The sequence below is a fragment of the Maridesulfovibrio frigidus DSM 17176 genome (assembly GCF_000711735.1).
In the GTDB taxonomy this organism is placed as follows: Bacteria; Desulfobacterota; Desulfovibrionia; order Desulfovibrionales; family Desulfovibrionaceae; genus Maridesulfovibrio; species Maridesulfovibrio frigidus.
In genome coordinates, this window is the sequence record NZ_JONL01000013.1 from 1 (window position 1) to 22,664 (window position 22,664).

Here is a 22,664-nt window from a genome sequence, read left to right on the forward strand (position 1 = left end):
AATCTTTCATCACTTGATTCTCTTACCGAGTTTTCAACTGGAGATATGAAAGTTCAACTCCCTGAAGTTTCCACTCGCAGTTTCAGTCAGCGAGTAACCATGAAATGTGGACAGACTTTAATTCTGGCCGGATTTGAACAGGAAACTAATCAGGAATCAAAAGGACTGGGAATCACTTCGGGCGGAAACAGTCAGAAATATGGAAAGAGCCTCATAATAATCACCATTGAAATGGAAAGTGCGGGAGTCTAATCATGCACACAATTAAGATTAAGAAAAAACAATATGCGGTTGGTTTCTGGTGGCAGATTCTGGACGGGAAAGGCGGCAAGAAGCTCGTCATGGAACAGGCGAGAAAAGTAGCAACTGATTTTGCTGACCGTGAATACAACTATGTAATTGCCAGAAAACAGCAATTCGGACTTAGCTCGGACTCAGCAAAACTAAATAGAATTCCTTCTTTGGCGTGCGCCTTGGTGGAACGGTCCAGATCTACTTGGATCGGAATGTTCTGCTTAAATGATGAAGAAAATCTCTGGTGGATATGCGCTGTAAGTAAAAAGACAATTGTTGCTGAAGGTGACCAACTTTTCACTTCCCGTGAAGAAGCTGAAGCTCATTTAAAGAGTTTGAAAGCAATGTCAGATTGGGGAAACCACGAGTTCATTTGTGAAACATTCGGAGACACTCTCAACCACTTTGCTGGTCTTATTAAATCGTCTGAACGGATTCAGCCGCTCTATCCTCAGGCGAACAATAAAAACCTTCTTATAGTTGTTGCGGCTGTAATTATTACCGTTGCCGGCTTCTCTTTTTGGAACGACTACCAGTCTGATCAGCTTGCAGAGCAACAAAGAATTGCTGCCATCAAGGCTCGCACGGAAGCTGAAAAGAACAAGGCTACCATAAGCTCTGACCCCGGCAAGTATTTCACAATGCCGTGGAAAGTTTCCCCGATGCCTCTAAAATTTGCGGATGCATTTTTAGGGGCGATGCACAACACAGCCCCATTCAACAACGGATGGAAATTGGAAACCATTACCCGCAACGAGCAGGGTATTTACATGGCATGGTCGCATCAAGATGGTGCGGAATTTACCAACCTCCCATGTCGCTCATCTTTTGGATCGCGCCCAGATTTGGCTGAGATCACTATCGATTACCCCAAAGACTTAACCCGCCCCGAACAAACGCTGGCTAATAAGTCTGACGCAACAGCACTTCTTTATGAGCTGACTCGCACCCTCGGTGCAAAGTTAAACCTGACGTGGAAAGCTCCTGAAATAAAGAAAAACAACAACAAATTACTGAATCAGTCGCTTGATGTTATTGCCCCGTGGATCAAAGGAGAGTGGAAACTTTCCGGCCTTCCTACCGGCTCTGCAATTTCTAATGTCCTGTTTACTCAGATGGATTCAATCCCCTGTTTAGTGATCTCTGAGATCTCTTTCACTAGAAACCGGTGTTCTATGGAGGGTCAAATTTATGCCAAATATTAAGAAGTTAAAAGGTAGCCGTTTAATTATATTGATCTGCGTTTTCATATTAAGCGCAGTCATAGGCGGCACAGCAACCTTCATTTTCTACGGCGGCAAAATGCAAACAGACACAAAGGTCCATCCGGAACTTGTGCTTTTCAATGCCTCGAAATCTAACAAGACCGGTTTTAATACTAATAATACCAGAGTATTAATCCCAATTTCAAACGCAACTCTATGGACAACACTATCTATAGGAAATTCAACTAACAGCACTGACTCGATTTCAATGTCCGTCTTTGAACCACCTTCAAATGGAACGACGGAAACACCTATTCAGCAGGTAGAAACAAAAACAGATCTAAGCACTGGTAATTTAACAAGTAATTCAACAGAAAATTTAACCAATAAACCAATCAAAGAGAGTAATAAAACCGAGCTTTCTGAAACGAATATTACACCACTTAGCTATTTCACCTCGCTGAGATCTGATCTTGAATTATTGAAGCTTCAAGTTTCAATAGCTGAGCAGAACCAAAAGTTGATCAAGCTTCATACTCCTGACCCTGCTGTGATTAAAGCTATTCAGCAAAAACCAGCCAAGAAGAAACAATACCGTCCTGTGTGGCCGAAAATAGTTTCCATCCAAGGAGTGGACGGAAGACTTTCTGCGACCCTTTCTAGTTCTGCCGGAGTCCAGACAGTGAAACCAGGGAGTAATGCAGGCCCCGGTAAAGTTGCTTCAATAACTCCATCAACTGTTCTGATCCGTTTCAACGGCAAGAACGTTCCCTTGAAATTCAAGGAGTAAATCATGACTAACAACGAAATTCCAAAAGAACTTCAAGAGCGGGTGCTGCTCCTAAATGACATCATCTACATCTCAGCGGAGGTGGCAGACGATGCAGTTTTAATGTCTTTCCTGAGCTATGCGGCCCGTAAAGGTTTCAAGGAAACAAAAAGACTTGAAGCTGAAGAGTTCCAGAAATTGCGCAAGAAAAATATCACCAAAGCTGAAACCAAGAGCGACATTCAAGACCTTGCCGTTCAGATTATTGCTGATGCCTACGACCAAGGTGCGTCTGATATTCACATCGGAGATTACGGCCCGTTTGCCTCCATCCAGTTTAGAAAGCTGGGCATGTTGCAGAACTACAAGCAGCTCATGGGAGAAATTGGCAGAAAAGTAATCGTTGCAATGTATCAGACCATGTCCAACAGCGCAGATACCACCTTTGTCGCCAAGGAAAGACAAGACGGCAGAATCGTAAGCAACGATTTTCTTCCGGCGGACGTGCATTCAATTCGAATTCACACGGAACCGCTCGACTGCTCAATGGCGGAAAACGGGACCGGAACTTTCATGGCGTTACGCCTTCTTTACGATCGCACAACGGCTAAAGGCAATTTGCAGGATAGATTGAAAACTCTTGGGTTCTCCGATCGCCATATCCGCAGATTTCAATTTCTCACCCAGCGTTCCGGACTGACTCTTCTTTCAGGCCCGACCGGTCACGGTAAAAGTACACTGCTCAAACATATCATGGAGTGCATGGCCGAGGACAATCCGGAAAAGAACTTCCTCGCTATTGAAGATCCACCGGAATACCCGCTTGAAAGGGTAAAGCAGGTTCGAGTCAATACTAACGATCAGGATGATAATCGTGGCTCGGCATACCGCAACGCAATTGCAGGAGCCATGCGCTCTGACCCTGACACCATTATGATCGGTGAAGTCCGTTATCCTGAAGCGGCTTCAGCTGCTCTTGATGCCGCTCAAACAGGACACGGAGTATGGACAACAGTTCATGCAAACTCAGCATTAGGAATCATTCAAAGAATGGTTTCTCTGCTCCGTGCTGCTCAATATCCCGATCCGCTTGAATACCTTTGTGACCACACAGTTCTTTCCGGCCTTCATCATCAAAGACTTGTGCCGGTACTTTGTCCGAACTGCAAGATGCCGCTTAAGGATATAACCAAACTTCCAACTGACAATGAGTTGCGCCGCAAATCACTACCTGAAGCCGTACTCAATCGCCTTTTCAGAGCGGTTAACAATATGGAGAACGTCAACATCAGAGGTGAAGGATGTAAGCAATGTTCAGGCGTTGGAATTATCGGACAGACCGTAGCATCTGAAATAGTAACCACCGACCATGTGATTCTGAAAGCTGTACGTGCCGGCAATATGGAAGCAGCTCATAAACATTGGAGACATGAGCAAAACGGCCAGACATTTGTCAGCCATGCCATTGACCTGATTGAAGACGGATTGATTGATCCTTACCTGACAGAACGCAGACTTGGTGTGCCATTAAACTATGCCAAGGCTTTCGATGATTTTAACCTTTCCTCTTCCGATCTGGATGAACTGGCCGGTTCCAAAAATGTGGAGGCTCCGCATGGTGCTTCCTGAAATTAATGAAATACTGGCTAAGGTTTTCTTTAACCATAAAGAACGAATTCGTATCTATAGAAAGCTTTCGGCAATGACCAGACACGGAGTCAGTGTTGCAGAAAGTCTGCTCTATCTCGAAAAAAGATATGCAAAAAATTACAGTCCGCTAACCCCCGTTCTTACGGAAGTTTCAGCGCGAATAAATTCAGGAAGTAAGCTTCACGAAGCTCTACAAGGATTCATTCCAGCAGAAGAATCTATGCTGATCCAAAGCGGAGTTAATTCCGGTAAACTTTGTGAATCTCTGGAACTCTCAGTAAAATTAATCAAGGCCAGATTAAAAATCATAAGCAGCGTGTGGAAGGCTCTCAGTTATCCATGCCTTTTAATTTGTGCGCTCATTACGCTTCTGATCGTGCTTTCAAGATACGTCATGCCCAGACTTACCGAAATTTCAGATCCGGAATTTTGGCAAGGCAGTGCACAAACTCTTTATCAAGTTACGCGATTCATAGATTCCACAGCGGGAACTCTATTTCTTGCCGGATTAATCCTCTCATTCCTTATCTCGCTGGCGACTCTCAAAATATGGACAGGAAAAATACGCGTCCGTTTTGACAATGTACCGCCATGGTCATTTTACCGTCTTATCACCGGTAGTCTCTGGCTCTTCACCCTTTCTACCATGATGGAATCGGGCATTCAGCTTTCACAATCTATGAACGACATGCTCGCCACTCCAGGCTCAAGCCCATGGCTGAAAGAGAAAATGCATTCAGTCAAAGCCCAGCTCAATCTGGGTAAAGGGTTGGGGCAAGCTCTGGATGATTCAGGCTACCAGTTTCCTTCCAGAACAATCATTGAAGACCTGCGGGTCTACTCAAAGCTTCCGGGCTTTGACAGCCAGCTAAAACTCATTGCCGAGGAATGGCTGAATGAGGGCATGGAAACAATCAAGGTTCAAGCCAAAGTCATAAACATGGCGTGCATAATCGGTATCATTTTTATGATTTCCAACATCGTTCTCGCAATGACTTCTCTCCAGCAACAACTTGGACAAAACATACTTTAGTAGGAGCAATCATGACTTTATTTGAAACACTTGGCTCACTTCTTATAGCCTTAATCGTTTTTGGAGGATCAGCTTACATGATCTCTAAATCGATGGACAACGACAAAATATCAACGGCTGAACAAAACCTCTCAACCTTTCGGCTCGATCTAAAACAGCTTTATGCAGGTGAGCCAGACTTCACAGATATTACAACTGAAATTGCCGTTAAAAACAAAATTGTGCCTGACAGCATGCTTAAAAGTAGCGGCGAAATCCGCAATGCATGGAACGGAGCCGTAACCGTAGCAGAAGGAACAGACGCCACCACATTTACGATTACACACAACAAAGTCCCTGAATATGCCTGCGTGAAACTAGCAACATTTCAAGCCGGATCATGGGAAACCATCACTGTAAACGGGGTTGAAATCGACCAAGCAAGTGGAATGGTTGCTGCCATAACGAATCAGCTTGCCACCGCGAATATCATCGTCTTCACCTCCAACTAGCAGAGGCATTAAATGGTTCTTAAAAGTGTATCATTCACAGATTTGATTCTTCATGAAAGCGGCGAAGCTTTCATGAAGGGATGTGATAATTGCGACCAGAAGCTTGTTCCTTGTGAGGAAGACACCAAAAAGGAAATTGAAGCTCTCCACGCAGAAGTTCTCAAAGTTCATACTGAAACTGGAAGACATACTTTCAGAGTTAAGTACGAAGATATTGGTTACAGAGTTGCGCTTTATGAAGGTGTTGTCTGGGGCAGCGGGAAAGTTTTCTTCCTGCGCAGAATTCAGGAAAATGTCTCAGACTTCACGGAACTGGGATTGCCTGAATCTCTTTCCGATTGGCTTCTGAATGCAAAGCAGACTAAAGGATTGATCCTTTTTACCGGGGCACAGGCGTCTGGAAAAACCTTCAGTGCGTCATCACTTGTGGCGACACGGCTTTCAACGTTGGGAGGCCATGCCGTCAGTTTTGAAAACCCCGCAGAGATGCCTCTGGATGGGAAACATGGAGATTTCGGATTCTGCTTTCAGGCCGAAATTGATCATGAAGAAGATCTAGGTGAAGCCATCGAACGCTCTCACCGTTTCGCTTCTCCGAACATCATCTATATAGGAGAAATCCGTAGCAAACACGCAGCCAGTGAAGCATTACGCGTCTGCCTCGGCTCCGATCAACAAATAGTGGTGGCCACACTGCATGGCTTCGACCTTGTAACCGCTCTTGAAAGATTAGTTACAATGGCCCGCGAAATTGACGGAGATATTGCCAGTCAAAACCTTGCTCAAGGTCTTCTGGCTGTTGTTCATCAACAGCTAGAGCATGTTGACGGAAAAACTCTTCTTCATGTTCCTCAGTTCCTGCTGGCTCCTTTTAATGACAATTTCAAAGGACTCCGCGCAAAAATTAAGAACGGTGAACTGGCTGGATTACAGGAAGAAATGCGGGAGCAGAGAAACCGCATTCAATTCGGAGGGCTTGAAGCATTATGCAAGGATTAGCTGTCTTTTTCTGCCTCCTAGGAACAATGGCCATGGTCAGTCAAGAAATGCCAACCCAGAGAAACTCATCAAAGGCTGAGTCTATAGCTGTAAATTACGCGATCTATCGCAATGCTGTGAACAACTTTGTGACAAGCAATTCGACCATCACAACAGGTGAAATTCCCGTTTCTAATCTATCAATTCCATCCGGTTGGAAATCCATGCGTGCATGGTCCAACCGGATAGATAGCGGGAATTGCTACGTATGGGGAGCTGTGCAGGGAAACGAGTCTGAGGAAATCAGAAAGATTTTCATGGGTAGCTTTGCCATCGGAGTTAAACGGAACGGCTTTCTGACCAACGCTCACGGAGCGGATACTCCCCTGCCGACGTTCATTCCTGAAAACAGCATCGTCAGTGTCATCACCCAGTAGGAGATAGTTATGAAAGCTAATCGTAAAAACAAACAGGCTGGATTCGGACTTATAGAGGTGTTGGCAGGACTTCTTATTTTCATGCTTATGCTTCCCATGCTTGCCGACATGATGGACCGAGGCATGGAATCAATCAAACAGCACAGTGTCAGCGATCACCTAGCAAGTATCATGGATGCGGCGGCTTCATATACCAAAGAAAATTATGACGAGCTGATCACGTCTTCGACCGCAACCGGAGCAACTCAGATCACTATGGATCAGCTTCGAACCGGAGAGTTCCTATCTTCCGGTTTTAAGGATCTGAACGGATGGGGACAACGGTACGGGATATACGTGCTTGAACCAACCGCAAGCGACCTGCAAGTTTTGGTGCTGACATACGGAGGCCGAACTTATTCTGACAAAAGCAGAAAATTCAGTTCAGCTATTGTTCCAGCTACAGCCGCCATGATCGGTGGCGCAGGTGGTTATATCCCCATTGGAGACCTTCCGGGACAAAGTGCAACCGAACTTAGAGGTTCTTACGGCGGTTGGACAGTAAATTTAGCATCAACTGATATCCCTATCCCTGCCGCCGGACATATCGGAGGAAGAGCTTTTCTGCGTGAAGAAGATATTGGAAAAGATTTTCTCTATCGCGTTGAAGTTCCCGGTCATCCTGAACTGAACGAAATGTCCACCGAACTGGATATGACTGATCACGCCATTGAAGGTGTGAAGGAAATCAAATTCGAAGAGCACACTCTTGCAGATATCGACACCACAGGATTCTGCAACGATGCGGATAAAAACGGACGAGTTTTCCTTGATCCGGCAGTAGGTCTTTACGTCTGCCGCAACGGTCAGCCCGAAGTCATAGCCGACACCGGCAATTCCCAGTTTCTCAAAGGAGCAACCATTGCTGTTGATGGCGAACTCATACCCAAACCCATCTGCCCTACCGGCATCACTTCCGATCCTCAGATCTTTGTAGCTCCTTCAATTTTTGCTGAAGGACCGATTTCAAAAGCAATTGTAGCTGTGCAGTCGTGGGCCACTGACGTTGGAGACAACTGGCAGATCCACTTACGCATTCGCACCGCCGACACAGGGGATACATGGATAACACCTCCTGCCGGATACGGAAAAGTAATGGTCCTCACAACCTGTAATTAAGGGAGAAAGTCATGAGATTCACACATAATATTAAATCTAAATATCTTTTCCTTTTTCTGCTTCTTCTCATTTCCTTCGTGCATTCATCCGCAATCGCGGGAGACGCAACAAGCTTTGACCCGACAAGTGTCGCGGTTGAACCAAAAGCAATCAGTGGAGTACCTATTGGCGGCGTAATTCCATGGACATCCGGAACTGTTCCGGATGGATTTCTTGAATGCAACGGGCAATCTACATCTGGGTATGCAGACCTTGCGGCAATAGTCGGTGGCACTGTTCCGGATCTCCGAGGAGAATTTATTCGCGGTTGGGATCACGGCAAGGGAGTTGATAGAGGACGGAGTATTAAAAGTAGTCAGAATGATGCGATGGAAAGCCATGCTCATACAACTACAATCACCATATCCGGAAGCGTTACTATCCCTTATGGGCAGGGAGAGGGAGGTTCTTTTACTTTGCATGATCAAACTCAGAATGCCCGGAATTTTAATGTACCTTTCTCTGGCACTGGAAGCGGAGTTTCCACGCCAGCAGGTAGTGGCACAGAGAACCGACCACGCAACGTATCCATGATGTATATCATCAAGGCTGAGTAGGAATTTATCATGTCAGATTCTCCTAATAGCCTGAGCCGGCCTAAAATCAAAGTTGCGAAACTTGATAGTAAGATTGTTTATATTGCTATCGGTGTAGGCGTTTTACTGATCATTATTTTAATAATGGCAGTAAATAGCTCTACCCAAGAGAGCAACCAAGAAACGACCAACCTGATTACACCAGTTTCGGAAACAGACCTCAAACAAGCTCTTGAATCTCCAGAATGGGCAACAGGCCTTGCTCTTCCTCCTGAGGAAACAGAAAAAAGAGTAGACATCCCAGAGCCTCAACCTGAAAGGCCGTTGGTCACGGTTGTTCGGGCATCTGAACCTTCTGAAGCCGAAAAACGACATATACAAGAGCTCCTTGAAATGCGGAAATTTAAGCAAGCACAGATGAAGGCGGCACTGACTGCACCGCTTAAAATTAAATCGGCTTCGGCTGACAAAACGAGCGTTGAGATTCCACAAACAACTTCAAGTCTTGCGGATATTCGTTCTCGCCACCCACTTACTATTCCAGGAGTGGCTACCGGCATTCCGAGGGACGATGATGACAGAAAAGAAAAAGAAGCATTTCTTGGATCTCGCGCAGCCAAAGATGGTTCTTGGCAGCTGCCTTACGAACGTGTTCCTGGCAAAAAATTTGAGCTTAAAACAGGCTCAGTAATTTCCGGCATCATGATCTCCGGTATCAACTCTGATCTCCCCGGACAGATTAGCGGGCAGGTAAGTAAAAACATCTATGACACTGCGACAGGGTCACACTTACTTATCCCCCAAGGGGCACGCATGATCGGAGTTTATGACTCTAGAGTTACCACTGGCCAGTCACGCGTTCTGGTGGCTTGGAACAGAATAATTTTCCCAGACGGTTCATCAATCACTCTCGGCATTATGCCTGGAACCGACATTGCCGGCTATGCCGGATACTCTGGAGATGTTGACAATCATTACCTCCGCACCTTCGGTTCAGCGGCCATCATGAGTCTCATCAGCGGCGGAATGGCCTATGCCATGGATACTTTCAATAGGGGTTCATCCTCACGCGACAATCCAAGTCTGCAAGATGAACTAGGCACAGCCCTTTCCAGCCAACTAGGACAGTCAACACTACAGCTGCTCCAAAGCAATTCAAATCTAAAGCCGGCTATCTCAACTGAACCGGGAAAAAGATACAACATGGTTGTGACCAAAGACATCGTCTTTGCCCGTCCATACAAACCTTACAGGAACTAGGTATGATAAATAATAAGTATGGGCTTGGTGAAAATGAGAAAAGCATAACGAGGTGGAAATTCTACCTGTTTTTTATGGTTGCAGTCACTCTTATAGCTATGATCTATGCCACCCAAGAAACAGCAAAGCTTTACGCTTACCACAAAGCTCTTGGAGCACCGTTTTATGGTAAATTATACTGGCCCTGGATGATTTTCACATGGATGCAAACACTGGCTTCCAACGAGCACCTAGACAAGATTATTTCTTATGCTCAAATGATTTTTATTGGACCTCAAATTTTAGTCCTCGGAATCTTTCAAGTTTTCATAAGAAAGCCCAAGGGAGTCAACGATATACATGGAACCGCGCACTGGGCAACAAAGGAAGAAATACTTAAGGCCGGCCTACTTCAAGGAAAAGGTGTTTATGTGGGTGGCTGGCAAAACAAGAACGTTCTTAACTATCTACGCCATAACGGACCTGAGCACATTATGGTCTTCGCCCCTACCCGTTCAGGTAAAGGTGTAGGTCTTGTTCTACCGACTCTTCTCTCATGGGATGAAAGCTCCATTGTTATAGACATCAAAGGAGAAAACTGGGCTTTCACTTCCGGCTGGAGAAAGGCACAAGGTCACAAGGTTCTCAAGTTCGATCCTACGGACTATACTGGGAACTCTGCAAAATATAATCCTCTCTCTGAAATCAGACTTGGCAGCCCTCGGGCTATTCCGGATGCTCAAAACATTGCAAGTATGATTGTTGACCCGGATGGTAAAGGGCTTAAGGACTACTGGAATAAGGCCGCTTTTGGCTTTTTCAGTGGAGTCATTCTGCACTGTATGATTTCTTGTAAGCTCAATGAAGACCGGGATGCGAATCTAAACGACCTTTCTCTGATGCTTGCTGATGAAGATAGAGAAATGTCGGAACTTTTTGATGAAATGCTCATCACAGAATATGAGGAAGATCTCAAATCTATATTCAGCTCGGAAATAGATGATTCCTCAGCAAAAGCCATAAAACAATTCATTTGCGCAGCTGCAAGAGAGATGTTGAATAAAGCTGGCCCGGAACTATCCGGCGTTGTCTCTACAGCTGTAGCCAACATGTCCCTGTATCGTGATCCTGTTGTTAACCTGGCAACATCATACTGTGACTTCCATATTGACGAGCTCATGAATTCTGAGACACCGGTGTCACTATATCTCGTAATACGACCCTCAGATATCGACCGGCTCCGCCCTCTATTTCGACTGATTATGAATCTAATTTTGCGCCGGCTTACCGAAAAAATGGAATTTGAAAATGGTGAAGTTAAGGCAAGCTACAAGTACGGCCTATTGCTCATGCTTGACGAATTCACAGCCCTTGGCAAAATGGAAGTTTTTGAGAGGGCTCTAGCTTTTATGGCCGGCTATGGAATCAGAGCCTACATTATTGTTCAAGACCTAAAACAGTTGCACTCAGTTTACGGCAAAGATGAATCTATCATGAGTAACTGTCACTTGAGGATAGCATACGCTCCCAACAAATTAGAAACCGCCCGAGAACTCTCCCAGATGACAGGGGAAGCTACTGTCGTCCAGAAAAAGACATCTCTATCCGGAACAAGATCCGGGCACTTAGGGCGTGCGAATGTGAGTGTTTCAGAAGTGAAACGTCCTTTGCTCACTCCTGACGAATGTATGCGTCTTCCCGGACCAGAGAAGAAAGAGGGGAAAATTGTGAGTTCAGGTGACATGCTCATTTTTCCGGCAGGTTTTGCACCCATATATGGCAAACAGATCCTATTCTTCTTTGATCCTGAATTCCTTAAAAGATCCCAAATTGCCCCTCCTGAAAAATCAGATTCACTTGCTAGTTCTGAAACAAGAAATGACACAACTCAACCCGACAATGAAAATTTAGATGAACAAAATCTGGATGATCTCATTGAAGAGACAAAAGTCGATGAGTAATAATCCTGTTGAAATCCTGCTCCCCGTCCGCTTTCCACGAAGCGCATGCAGAACATGCCCAGCGTGCGCCGCATGGATGGTCAAAAAAAGAACACGAAAAGTTGGCCGTCCGGACTGTCCGCTCTGTCATGGAGACGGAAGGGTTCCATATATGTTTCTGCCGCCAGAACAAGTTTCAGGACGCGAACTAGTTGTGGTTGAGCAAGAGTTTACTCCTATTCTAACTACTCTGTTCGGAGAATGTAAGAGTCCGGGGGAGCACAGGGCCATGAAGATAGGTGAGCAAGTACGTTGCCCTGGATGCGATGACCTTTGCGTAATGCCTGAATCAATCAAGGCCGGTGATTTAATCACAACTGACATAACAACAAAAAGGAGACGCAATGGTTTTTACCCCCTCAAAACAGCTCTCTGATTTGTCTGGAGCACCTCTAAAAATTTATCTGGCATGTCCTTACACACATCCAGATCCGGAAGTTCGAAAGAGCCGCTATGAAGCTGTAAACATTGCCGCAGCAAAGCTTATTGTCGCAGGTCATATTGTTTATTCGCCGATCTCTCATTCACACGGAATCACGAATACAGGATTGCCCATGGACTGGAATTTCTGGAAACGCATTGATCAAGAATTTATCCGCTGGGCAGATCAGGTCTGGATTCTAAAGCTTGATGACTGGAAAAAATCACACGGTATTGCGGCAGAAATTGAACTCGCTTTCAATGAGTTCAAAATGGTCAGATTTGTTTCTCCAGAACATTACAACGTATCCTCTTTCTAAGGAATCAGGTTCTGACATGAATTCAACGGCACGGGAACACTACCCACCAAATGGTTCTGATACCAATGGTGATCGACATCAGGAACAAGCTGATACCGATCACCTAAAAAAACTTATGCGCCGTGACATAGCCGCCTTTTATAATATTCTTTCCGGAACAGGTAGAAGGATACTTGCTGCTCTTATCAAGTCTGCACCGACAATGGATGAGCCGTATTCGTTTGTCATTTCCAGCCTTCAATATGCCGCTAAATGCAGCAAACTTAGCGTATTACGTTCTTTACCGAAGGGAGAGAACGCAGGGCTGTTTCACAGAGAAATAAATAGCTCAGGACGCAGGCACGGAACGGTCGTTACCTTATATAAAGAACGCTGCGAGTACTTCATAAGCCTGTTCAAACATGAATACGGCCTGCTGGCTGATACCGATCATGATTGGTATCAAAAGGAGAATGTTACCAAAGGTGATCGGTATCAAGCCGTTATTGGTAACAAGGTTGACCAAATAGTAAAAACCCCAGCTCTTTGTATAAACACTTCTGATAAAACAGATGCTCTTTTTAACCGTTTATCCGATCAGGGTAAGCGAGTGTTTGGTATCATATGCTCCCACTCTGGAGAAGCTAAGCAGGACGAAGTAAGCCTTGTAATTCAGTCAATTGCCCGAAAAGCAGCATGTAGCGAAGTCACAGCTCGCAGGGTAATCAAGCACGGCCATGATGCTGGTATATACTCTAAAAGAATCCACGAACGCGGCCCGCGATTTGGTATAATTCTCCAATTAAATAATGAGCCTATTACCCGTATTCAGGATCTTTTAAAATCCTATCCACCTCATTTTGAGACCAATGCTGATCGGTATCAAACAGGTGTTACCAATCATGACCGGTATCATGACCGCAATGATACCAATCTTGATACCAAAGGTGATCGGTATCATGTTACCAATGCCGATTCATCAGCAAAACAGCATGTTAACCCTTGCCAACCAAGAGCTGACGAGAATAAGAGACGCTCTTTTGATACCAATGCTGATCGGTATCAAAATCCACCCTTCTTAGATAGACAGATAAAAAGTCTATCTAGTTCAGAAGGAACTGAAGAAGAAAAATGGACGCGCCGGCTGTTATCAATCAGCCGTGATGATTTTCAAATCCTCTGGCCCAACCTGCAAAACGAAAGGTTTGGCCCTGATCAGATCCGCCAGATTGTAGAGCACCGGCTTTCTTTCGGTGAAACAATCCTCGACATCGAAGAGTCCTTGCACGCCGCACACTGGGAACTAGAAAATGGAACCTTCCCTGAAGCCCGTAAAGGAGTCTGCAATTACCTCTTCGCCACTTTGAAATCAAAAGGAACATGGCGCAGACCTGTTGGATTTCTAACCCCGAATGAACAGGCTCTTGCAAATGCAAAGAAGGCCGACAAAACCCGCGCTGAACTGAAAAACGTTGAAGTTCAAAAAGTTGAGAAGGCTGAACAGGATCTACAAAATCATGATTTTGAAAGCTGGCTTAGCTCGTTAGACAATTCGGAGATTGAGTCCATTGACTCAAAGTGCCACCTGAATCTCAACAGTGAAACTGCAAAACGCGGCTGGCGTAAGACTTACTGGACCAAGAATGTTCAGGGAGTTTCAGCATGAAAAAGGTCGCCCTGATTATTTTCTTCTGCCATGCAGTGGCAATTATTTTGCTTGTTCACGAGGTTGGCTATCGCGTTAATTTCACAGACTCCATGCCCCTTGGAATTTACCAAATTGTTCCCGGCAAGCCGGCCAAAGGCGATCTGGTGACTTTCAACCTCCGTGAAGACAATCCTTATTTTCAAATTTCTCTTGATCGTAAATATCTAGGCCTAAACGAAAACGCCCCTCTCTTAAAAGCCCTGGCTGGAACCACAGGCGACAATATCGAAATTTCAAGCGCAGGCGTATCTGTGAATGGCTCATTGCTACAACGCAGCAGACAGAAAAGTTCTGACAACTTTGGAAGAAAGCTTCCCGCCCTGCTCCACTCTACAGTTATCCCCTCTGAAAAATGTTTAGTCATGTCCACTCACAACGAGAACAGTTTTGATAGCCGTTACTTCGGCTTGGTGGACTTGAGTCTTATGCAGCGGGTTATCCATGTTTTCACCTTTAAATAAGGAAAGTGCCATGACTAGATTACTTAACTTTATTGAAAAATTTAAAGCATACCTTGCTAATTTTAATGAAAATAGAAAATTAATGAAGGAATTCAGGAAAGAAAATAGAAAAAAAAGATGGAAAGAAAATCCCATCTATTTTTTGCAAGGATACTTATTCATAGTTTTTTGCATTGGGATTCTTTCCACCGCAATTTTTATGGCATGCGGCTTCAGGTTATCCCTCTATGATTCTATACCGAGAGGAATATATAAAGTTTCCTCCGAAACACCCCAAAAAGGTGATGCTGTTTTAATCTCCTTATGCCGATGTAACGACTACTACCCTTTACATGACAGAGCTTACACACAAGGAAGTTTAGTTAAATATTTTGCAGCTCATGCCGGTGATAATATTACCATTTCAAACGAAGGAATTAGTATAAATTCAAAACTCTGGGCGAACTCAAAAATTAGAGAAAAAGATTCTCACAATCGTGAGATGTTTTCTCTCTTACCTTCTGGAATAATTCCCAAAGGTAAAGCTCTCCTCCTTAGCAAAGACAATAAGAGTTCATTTGATTCTAGATATTTTGGTTTAGTTCCTATTCATATTCTTCAAAAATTCATTCCCGTTTTCACCTTTTAGTTAATTTCTAACGGAGAACAAAATGCGCTTATTTATCGCAGAAAAAAGAGATGTTGCAGAAGCAATATCAATAGCACTTGGAGGTCCGTCCAAACCTTCCGGAGCTTCATTTTTTGTAAATGGAGATCATATAACTTGGTTATGGGGACATGTTCTTCGTTTAACAGATCCTGAAGAACATGATGACCGCTATAAAAAGTGGTCACTTGGGGTGCTGCCCATGGACTGGCCAATCAGCTATGCACCGGAAGAAAGGCATATTCCCCACCTCAAAAAAGTCATTGAGCTAGCAAGTAACGCAACTGAACTGATCAATGCGGGTGATCCAGATCCAGAAGGTCAGAGGCTGGTTGATGAAGTCATCGAATACGCCGGACTTGAAGGAAAACCGATTAAACGAATATTGATTAATGACAACAACAGCCCTGCAATCCTCAAAGCAATTGAAAATATTGAGGACAACGAAAAATACAGAGGGCTGTCCATGTCTGCCCTGGCACGAGCTGTTTGTGATCAGCGATATGGGTACAATCTTACGCGCTGTTTCACTTTGAAGGCTCGTGAAAAAGGTTATGACGGAGTTCTTTCTGTCGGGCGAGTGCAGACTCCTATCCTCGGCCTTGTAGTTGCCCGCGACCGTGCGCACGAGGCTCACAAAAAACAAGCTTACCACAACATTAAAGCTCAGATTAACATGTCGAACAGCAGGTCAATCAGTGCGGATTACATACCTGTTTCAACTGACCCTATGGACGAAAAAGGCCGCATAATCGATGCCGTTTTTGCAAGGAAAATTGTAAACGAAGTTCAAGGACAGCCAGTCTCAATATTGTCCGTGGAATCGGTGAATAGGAAGAACAGTCCACCCCAGCCATATAATTTGATAGCTCTTCAAGCTGATGCAGCAGGACTATGGAATTACAAACCGAAAGCGGTGCTTGAAATTACGCAGCGGCTTCGTGATCGCCATAAGGCAATTACTTACAACCGCAGTGATTGCCGTTTCTTAAATGATGATCGGCACAATGAAGCCCCTGAGCTGTTGAAAAATTTATCTTCAGCTTTTGGAGAGATGGCGGAATACGCTAATCCAAATCTAAAAAGTAAAGCTTTCAATTCAAAAAAGGTCGGCGCGCATCACGCTATCATCCCCACAATGAACGTGCCGGACCTTGGTAAATTATCCGAAGATGAACGCCGCATTTATGATCTTATAGCACGCCTTTACATTGCTCAGTTTTATCCTCCGGCAGAATTTACAGCCACAAAAGTGCAACTGGAAATAGCCGGCCATACTTTTGTGGCTGAAGGCAGACTCAATGCAGCTCCGGGCTGGAGATGTCTAAATCAGGCAGACCTTAAAGATTTTGAAAAGGCTGAAAAGCAAAAAGAGCTACATAAACTGCAAAAGTCTGAATCCGGCCATGTCGAGTCAGCTGAAAGCATAAAAACATTCACAAAACCACCAGCCAGATATTCCATGAAAACCCTGCTTAAGGATCTGACCGGAGTCGCTAAGTATGTGACTGACCCTGAAATTAAAAAGCTGCTGCTCGATAAAGACAGCGACAAACAGGATGAGTCCGGCGGAATCGGAACACCGGCCACTCGGGATTCCCACATAGACACATTGTTCCGCAGAAATTTTATTGCGGAAAAAGGAAAGCACATAACCAGCACGGAAATCGGGCGCGGCTTTCACGATGCTCTGCCTGATTTTGCGGTCAAACCTGACATGACAGCTCTATGGCATGAAAAGCAAAAATTGATCGAAGCCGGCGAGATGGACTATCAGGATCTGATTGATGATGTGGATAAGGTCATTGCTCTAGAAATTGAGCGAGTTATGGAAAACGGCCTGAACATCGATATTAAAAGCGATGGAGTCCAGTGCCCCAGATGCAAGAAGGGAATCCTCAAATCTAGACAAGGCCCAAAGGGGAAATTCTGGGGCTGCTCTACCTATCCGGAGTGCAATGCAATTGTTCAAGACAAGGATGGGAAACCCAATATTTCATCCAAACCAACTAAAAAACCTACCGGATCATCGGAACACCTTTGCCCGGAATGTGGAATGGGACTCATCCGCAGGCCGGCTAAACGTAAAGGAGTTTTTTGGTGGTCATGCAGTGGTTATCCTGAATGTAAATTCAAGGCTTATGATGAGAAAGGTAAACCAAAAATTGAAAAGTAAAACCATTTAACCAAGGAATAAAAAATGAACGAAAACGAAGTCAAAAAACGCCTCGATGAGCAAGCCCGCCAGATCGACAAAGATCTATCCGATAATCCGGGTGCAGCACTCGAGGTTGATCAGGAACTAGCCGAGCACATGGGGGCTTTTGAAGAAACGGCCATATCTCTGGAAGATGCTGAAGACGCATCTTTCAATGCGGATGAAGAACAAAGTGAGGAAAGCTAACCATGGCTCCAGAAAAAACGCCATATCATCAGCAGTTCGCTGAAAAGATAATTGAAAAGCTAAAGGAAGGAACAGCCCCTTGGCAGCGCCCATGGCAGCCTGGAGAGTTTCAGCCAGCATTCAACCCTGTCTCCGGTACAGTTTACCGTGGAGTCAACCAAGTCATGCTTGGCATGGAAGGATTAAATGACCCCAGATACACAACCTATAAACAGGCCGAATCTCAAGGTTGGCAGATTAAGAAAGGATCTAAATCAGAAAAAGTTGTATTCTGGGCCATGACCAGACCTGAAATGGTTAGGAATGATGACGGCAAGCCTGCTCTTGATGATGATGGAAAAATAAAAATGGAAGATGTCCCCCTTGCGCGGCCAATCCTTCGCTATGCAAGCGTTTTCCATGCCAGCCAGATCGAAGGCATTCCAGAATGGGAAGGACGTGATATCAGTTGGAACCCTGATGACCGTGCTGAAAGCATTTTGCAAAATTCTGGAGCTGAGATTCATCACGACCAGCGAGACCGCGCATTTTATAGTCCTACCTCTGATGACATTCATATGCCTCCCAAGGCAGCATTTGAAAACTCAGACAAATATTACGGTACGGCCCTGCACGAGCTAGGACACTGGACCGGGCATTCATCACGCATGGATCGGGAAGGTGGCCCTTTCGGTTCAGAGCTGTACGCCAAAGAAGAACTTCGCGCAGAGATTGCAAGCTGGATGATTAGCTCAGAGCTTGGCCTTGGTCATGATCCAAGCCAGCACCTCAGTTACGTAGATAGCTGGGTAAAAGCTCTTGAAAAAGATCCTTATGAAATAGTCAGAGCCTGCCAGGATGCGGACAAAATCAAGAATTATACCCTTGAACTTGAGCAGCAGCACAGCATTGATAAAGGCATGAATATATCTCGACCAGACAGAGAAAAGCTGAATAAACGGGAAGCAGCAATGCATGGAACCCCAGAAAACGGAAAAACCTACCTGAAGGTGCCATTCTCGGAAAAAGAACAAGCAAAGAAACATGGTGCTAAGTGGGACACCAAAGGGAAAATGTGGTTTGCGCCTGAAGGCACAGACCTTGAGAATCTATCACGCTGGATTCCTGAAGGAAAATCAGCTTCACTAGAGATTCAGAAGCCTGTTCAACAACGAGAGCAAGAAGAAGCCCAAGCAAAAAATTCAGCTAAAGAAAAAACGTATCTAAACGTGCCCTACTCTGAAAAAGGGCAAGCGAAAAAGCTAGGAGCGCGCTGGGACAAATCCAAAAAACTTTGGTTTGCTGCAACCGGCACGGATTTAGATCCATTTTCAAAGTGGATGCCAAAAAACAAAGTTATAGCCCTTGAAAATAACCCAGAACAAGAGTTTGCAAAGGCTCTTCAAGAAGCAGGTCTGGATCTCCAAGGACAGCTTCCCATCATGGACGGAACCATGCAACGCGTACCCGTTATTGATGGAAAACAAAATTCAAGAGATGGAGCATACACGGGGTTCCTTGACGGTAACCCTGCTGGATTCATTCAGAATCATAAAACTGGTGTCAAGATGAACTGGAAAGCCACTGGCCATAAGTTAACTGAAGAACAGAAATCAGAATTGAAAGTTCAGGCTGCACTAAAAAAACAAGAGCGGGATATGGTTTTGGCAGAGCAGCGAGAAAAAGCATCAAAACGCTCTTTTGCCAAGTGGCAAAATGCAAAAGACTGGGCAAATGAACATCAGGAGTATCTAGCTAAAAAGGGAGTTCTTGCATTCGGGGTCAGAGTCAATGATCACGGCAATCTACTTATCCCCGGCAAAGACACTGAAGGTCATATTCATACCCTTCAAACGATCACTGCGGATGGAAAACTATTTGAAAAAGGAGGCAAAAAATCCGGTTGCTTTCATACCATTGATCCTGAAGGTAAACTTGGCCAAGGTGGTCCAATTCTCATATCTGAAGGATATGCGACCGGGGCCAGCATCCACATGGCCACCAATGAGCCAACCATAGTTGCTTTCGATGCATCCAACCTTGAGCCGGTCGCAAAAGCTCTTCACGCAAAGTACCCAGATAGCCCTATTGCTATCCTTGGAGACAACGACCATCACCTCCAGAACAACGTGGGTGAAGAAAAGGCTAAGGCTGCCGCGAAAGCAGTTAATTGCCAATCCATCATTCCCAAGTTCACAAACAGTGAACGAGGCCAAGGCTTAAGTGACTTTAATGATTTACACAAATCAAGTGGACTAGATGCGGTGAAAACCCAGCTCTCGGGGCTGTTCAAAGCACCCAAGCAAGTTGCCCAAAAGAAAGCGGTAAAAGCTGTCGCAATGGCACGATAGGCATATTCAGATGGGCTCTGAGGGGGGGCCATCTGTATGATTGGAAGCTTTCCTTTTAAAGCCTTAGAAGGTAGGCTGACGCTATCAAAATAAGGAGGAAATTATGGCTCAAATGACGAAAGAACAAGAGTTCAAAATTATTGAAAAAATTCGAGAACTGGATGCTGAAGGCAAACATGATGAGGCGCACGAGTTGAGGTTCAAACTCCCTCTGGCCCCACATCTAGCTCAAGCCCTTAAAGAGATTATAGGAACTGATGAACTTAGAAATTCTAAAATAGATCTTTCGGAGGCAAATGAAAAATATGGCGAAAACTGGCTTACTGATTAAACTTTCAATGAAACTTGGTGATGACTGGAAAGCATATCAACAAAAAGAAAATACACCTGAAGCACTAGCTTTTCAGAAAGGCCTTAAAGACACATTGTCCATGTACAAAGAGCTAGCTGAATCTCAAGATCCGGAAGCAATCTTAAATGCGGAAAAGATTGCTTTAATCCAAGAAAAGAACACCTACGCAAACTCCGCAGAAATGACGAACAGCATTAAGCCTGCATTGACTCAAGTTGAAGAGGCCAAGAAGTCTATGGAGCAAGTCCAGGACAGCGAAGCATACAAGAAAGCAGCTTCAACTTATGCTGGCAAGAGAAAACAAGGAGGCCTTCCATTAGATGGATTCAGAGAGTTCATAAAGAGCCATCAAGCCCGATTGACGAACAGGCTCAAGGGAGATGGCTCCCACGATGAAAAGAATCTGTTACGGCAACGTAAAAAGAACCTTACTAAAGCAAATGAGCTTTACATGGGCATGCAAAAAAAGGCCTTGGGCATGCAAAAAGCAAACGCCAAGGCTGTGGCCAGATAGCAAGGAACTCTGAGGGGGGATCTTTTTGCTTCCAGCGGGCTCGCAAAATTTAATCTTCTGAAACGTCTTTATTGGCTTCTGATCTAGCCTGCGAATACGTTAGCCCATAAAAACATTCACCACACCGACTGCAAACCCAGTCACCCGTTTGAGCACTTTTGTAATACTCTTTCAACAATGTCTCGTGCTCACAAGGACCACCTTCATATTTTTCGCGTAAATCATGAGTCTTAAGTTTTATTGTTTTTAAAATAACTTGACCCAACCGACACAAAAAACCTCCAAAAATAGAATCCTATTATCAATTTATGAAGAAATATGAAGGTCATTAATCCTAACCCATTGCATTGAATTGACGTAATACTGAGTCTATAGCTCTCCATAAAGTCAAAAAGAACAGCTCCTAGAGTTACTTGAATCCCAAATTCTAACCATGAAAATCCTGCCATTGATGGAATTGGTTGCCCATTAATGCCTGTAAATAGATATGGAAAGCCAATCCAAAGATAACCAGATATTATACTAAATAAGGCAATCTGGAAAAAGGGATATGCCAGAACAGGTATATCTTTCCACCTTTTACTTACGTAGTCATTCATCATCACATCATCGACGAGCCTTTTGCTGAATGAAAACCTTAATGAAGCAAAAACAGAAACGGCATATGCTCCTATGAGCATGCAAAGAATCACATAAGAAAATCCACTAAGAAAAGGAGAGGAGAAAAACAACATAACTGGCGCACATATAAATAAGAGAATAGAGAAGACCAGCCTCAAAAGAAATTTAAAAGCTCTTGAGTCGATCATAATGCGGAATTAAAATACAATAAGTACATGTTATCCTCGAAGCGATAAGCAGGATCTTTAACATTGATTTCTATGTCACTTTTTAAATCTCTGACGTCATCTTCTATTGGTTTAATCTGCTCGTCAATCAGAGCAATACGTTCTGATGTTCGCTTCTTCCTCTTCAACAACTCAACATCATCACTCAAGCGGAAAATTTGATGATTCCAAGCCAAGAAAATGTCTATCTTTCGTCATAAAGTGAGCCTCAGGAGGTAATTGCATCTTTTTAAAACAATTAGAGAAGTGCTTCCAGTCTTCGCATAATGGAGCTCTTTTGGGGTAAAAGTGATCAAAAATAAATTTAACAAACTGATTAAAACACATCGGAGAGTTAACTTTTAAACGGCAATCTGAATTTTGAAAATGCATATGGGATAATGGATGGGCAAGTGAAGCATTTATTGTATCATAATCAAATCGAATGGGAGTACGCATTTTTATATATTTGTGCCAATTCTTGTCTTCACAATATGCATCAACGACATCTAAAGGGGGACCGTCTTCAAAATCATCTTCGTCCAACAAAAAAGGACAAGGCCAATACCACAAGCTATGAGCCAGCAGCTCATTTTCAAAGACCTTAAAAGAAGCCCTAATTAAGGAACCATCAAAGAGCAAAGCGTGATAACTTCCATTTACTATAAAACTTCTGTATTGTTCAAAACTGCCGAAATAAGATTCCTTACTAGCTCCACCTGATTCATGGTTAGGCCATGTAATTAACTCAACCCCAACATGAGAAGTCTTGATTGGGTCAATATAAAAAAAACAGAGATTTTTTGCAGCCAAAAAATTCAATGTGCTTCTCATATCACTAAATATCTGTAATGAAAGTTTGGACATAACGGAC

General features: G+C 44.2%; 23 protein-coding genes and 1 pseudogene. 22 read left to right on the plus strand and 2 right to left on the minus strand.

Features of this window, described 5'->3' with window-relative positions; translation table 11 throughout:
- The 22 genes and pseudogenes from BR06_RS20600 to BR06_RS0118535 all read left to right on the plus strand — a co-directional run.
- Positions 1–252, plus strand: a pseudogene (locus BR06_RS20600) (secretin N-terminal domain-containing protein); the annotation flags it as partial.
- 2 nt (positions 253–254) lie between these two features.
- Complete coding sequence (gene pilO2, locus BR06_RS0118435) at positions 255–1,499, plus strand: type 4b pilus protein PilO2 (RefSeq protein ID WP_031485707.1); 1,245 nt, start codon at positions 255–257, stop codon at positions 1,497–1,499.
- The gene (locus tag BR06_RS0118440) at positions 1,486–2,289 is read left to right on the plus strand and encodes a hypothetical protein (protein ID WP_031485708.1); all 804 of its coding nucleotides are present in this window, start codon (positions 1,486–1,488) and stop codon (positions 2,287–2,289) included. Before pilO2 ends, BR06_RS0118440 begins: the two co-directional genes overlap by 14 nt.
- Before the next feature lie 3 nt (positions 2,290–2,292).
- Positions 2,293–3,897, plus strand: a complete 1,605-nt coding sequence (locus BR06_RS0118445) for a GspE/PulE family protein (RefSeq protein ID WP_031485710.1) — start codon at positions 2,293–2,295, stop codon at positions 3,895–3,897.
- Positions 3,884–4,951 (plus strand): type II secretion system F family protein, encoded by a 1,068-nt coding sequence (locus BR06_RS0118450; RefSeq protein WP_031485712.1) that lies wholly within the window; start codon positions 3,884–3,886, stop codon positions 4,949–4,951. Before BR06_RS0118445 ends, BR06_RS0118450 begins: the two co-directional genes overlap by 14 nt.
- Before the next feature lie 11 nt (positions 4,952–4,962).
- Entirely contained in the window at positions 4,963–5,442 is a 480-nt protein-coding gene (locus BR06_RS0118455; protein ID WP_031485714.1) for a type 4 pilus major pilin, read from the plus strand.
- A gap of 12 nt (positions 5,443–5,454) precedes the next feature.
- Positions 5,455–6,441 (plus strand): ATPase, T2SS/T4P/T4SS family, encoded by a 987-nt coding sequence (locus BR06_RS0118460; protein WP_031485716.1) that lies wholly within the window; start codon positions 5,455–5,457, stop codon positions 6,439–6,441.
- Positions 6,429–6,857, plus strand: coding sequence for a type IV pilus biogenesis protein PilM (gene pilM, locus BR06_RS0118465; protein WP_031485718.1), 429 nt, complete (start codon positions 6,429–6,431; stop codon positions 6,855–6,857). The genes BR06_RS0118460 and pilM overlap by 13 nt, the downstream gene beginning before the upstream one ends.
- A 9-nt stretch (positions 6,858–6,866) precedes the next feature.
- Positions 6,867–8,015, plus strand: coding sequence for a shufflon system plasmid conjugative transfer pilus tip adhesin PilV (gene pilV / locus BR06_RS0118470; protein WP_031485720.1), 1,149 nt, complete (start codon positions 6,867–6,869; stop codon positions 8,013–8,015).
- An 11-nt stretch (positions 8,016–8,026) separates the two neighbouring features.
- Entirely contained in the window at positions 8,027–8,611 is a 585-nt protein-coding gene (locus tag BR06_RS20000) for a phage tail protein (protein WP_051677202.1), read from the plus strand.
- Positions 8,612–8,620: 9 nt separating this feature from the next.
- The gene (locus tag BR06_RS0118480; protein ID WP_031485724.1) at positions 8,621–9,850 is read left to right on the plus strand and encodes a TrbI/VirB10 family protein; all 1,230 of its coding nucleotides are present in this window, start codon (positions 8,621–8,623) and stop codon (positions 9,848–9,850) included.
- Positions 9,851–9,852: 2 nt separating this feature from the next.
- On the plus strand, positions 9,853–11,790 hold the full coding sequence (locus BR06_RS0118485) for a type IV secretory system conjugative DNA transfer family protein (RefSeq protein WP_031485726.1): 1,938 nt from the start codon (positions 9,853–9,855) through the stop codon (positions 11,788–11,790).
- Positions 11,783–12,205, plus strand: a complete 423-nt coding sequence (locus BR06_RS0118490; protein ID WP_031485728.1) for a hypothetical protein — start codon at positions 11,783–11,785, stop codon at positions 12,203–12,205. Before BR06_RS0118485 ends, BR06_RS0118490 begins: the two co-directional genes overlap by 8 nt.
- On the plus strand, positions 12,174–12,569 hold the full coding sequence (locus BR06_RS19455) for a DUF1937 family protein (RefSeq protein ID WP_034603197.1): 396 nt from the start codon (positions 12,174–12,176) through the stop codon (positions 12,567–12,569). Before BR06_RS0118490 ends, BR06_RS19455 begins: the two co-directional genes overlap by 32 nt.
- Before the next feature lie 16 nt (positions 12,570–12,585).
- Positions 12,586–14,214 carry a helix-turn-helix domain-containing protein gene (locus tag BR06_RS0118500; protein ID WP_031485731.1) on the plus strand — a complete coding sequence of 543 codons (1,629 nt, stop codon included), beginning with the start codon at positions 12,586–12,588 and terminating at the stop codon, positions 14,212–14,214.
- Complete coding sequence (traF, locus tag BR06_RS0118505; protein ID WP_031485733.1) at positions 14,211–14,717, plus strand: conjugative transfer signal peptidase TraF; 507 nt, start codon at positions 14,211–14,213, stop codon at positions 14,715–14,717. Before BR06_RS0118500 ends, traF begins: the two co-directional genes overlap by 4 nt.
- Positions 14,718–14,727: 10 nt before the next feature.
- Entirely contained in the window at positions 14,728–15,345 is a 618-nt protein-coding gene (locus tag BR06_RS20005) for a S26 family signal peptidase (protein ID WP_051677203.1), read from the plus strand.
- A gap of 22 nt (positions 15,346–15,367) precedes the next feature.
- A complete protein-coding gene (locus BR06_RS0118515; RefSeq protein WP_031485737.1) occupies positions 15,368–17,539 on the plus strand; it encodes a DNA topoisomerase in 2,172 nt (723 codons plus the stop codon).
- 24 nt (positions 17,540–17,563) lie between these two features.
- A complete protein-coding gene (locus BR06_RS0118520) occupies positions 17,564–17,767 on the plus strand; it encodes a hypothetical protein (protein WP_031485740.1) in 204 nt (67 codons plus the stop codon).
- Between the two features lie 2 nt (positions 17,768–17,769).
- On the plus strand, positions 17,770–20,097 hold the full coding sequence (locus BR06_RS0118525; RefSeq protein WP_031485742.1) for a zincin-like metallopeptidase domain-containing protein: 2,328 nt from the start codon (positions 17,770–17,772) through the stop codon (positions 20,095–20,097).
- A 103-nt stretch (positions 20,098–20,200) separates the two neighbouring features.
- Positions 20,201–20,428, plus strand: a complete 228-nt coding sequence (locus BR06_RS0118530; protein ID WP_031485744.1) for a hypothetical protein — start codon at positions 20,201–20,203, stop codon at positions 20,426–20,428.
- Positions 20,403–20,963 (plus strand): hypothetical protein, encoded by a 561-nt coding sequence (locus tag BR06_RS0118535; protein ID WP_031485746.1) that lies wholly within the window; start codon positions 20,403–20,405, stop codon positions 20,961–20,963. The genes BR06_RS0118530 and BR06_RS0118535 overlap by 26 nt, the downstream gene beginning before the upstream one ends.
- 49 nt (positions 20,964–21,012) lie before the next feature.
- On the opposite strand, the gene BR06_RS20415 is transcribed toward BR06_RS0118535, so the two are convergent.
- Both BR06_RS20415 and BR06_RS0118550 read right to left on the minus strand, forming a co-directional pair.
- Entirely contained in the window at positions 21,013–21,237 is a 225-nt protein-coding gene (locus BR06_RS20415; RefSeq protein ID WP_169738264.1) for a hypothetical protein, read from the minus strand.
- Between the two features lie 715 nt (positions 21,238–21,952).
- A complete protein-coding gene (locus tag BR06_RS0118550; RefSeq protein WP_084154272.1) occupies positions 21,953–22,657 on the minus strand; it encodes a DUF2290 domain-containing protein in 705 nt (234 codons plus the stop codon).
- Between the last annotated feature and the right edge of the window lie 7 nt (positions 22,658–22,664).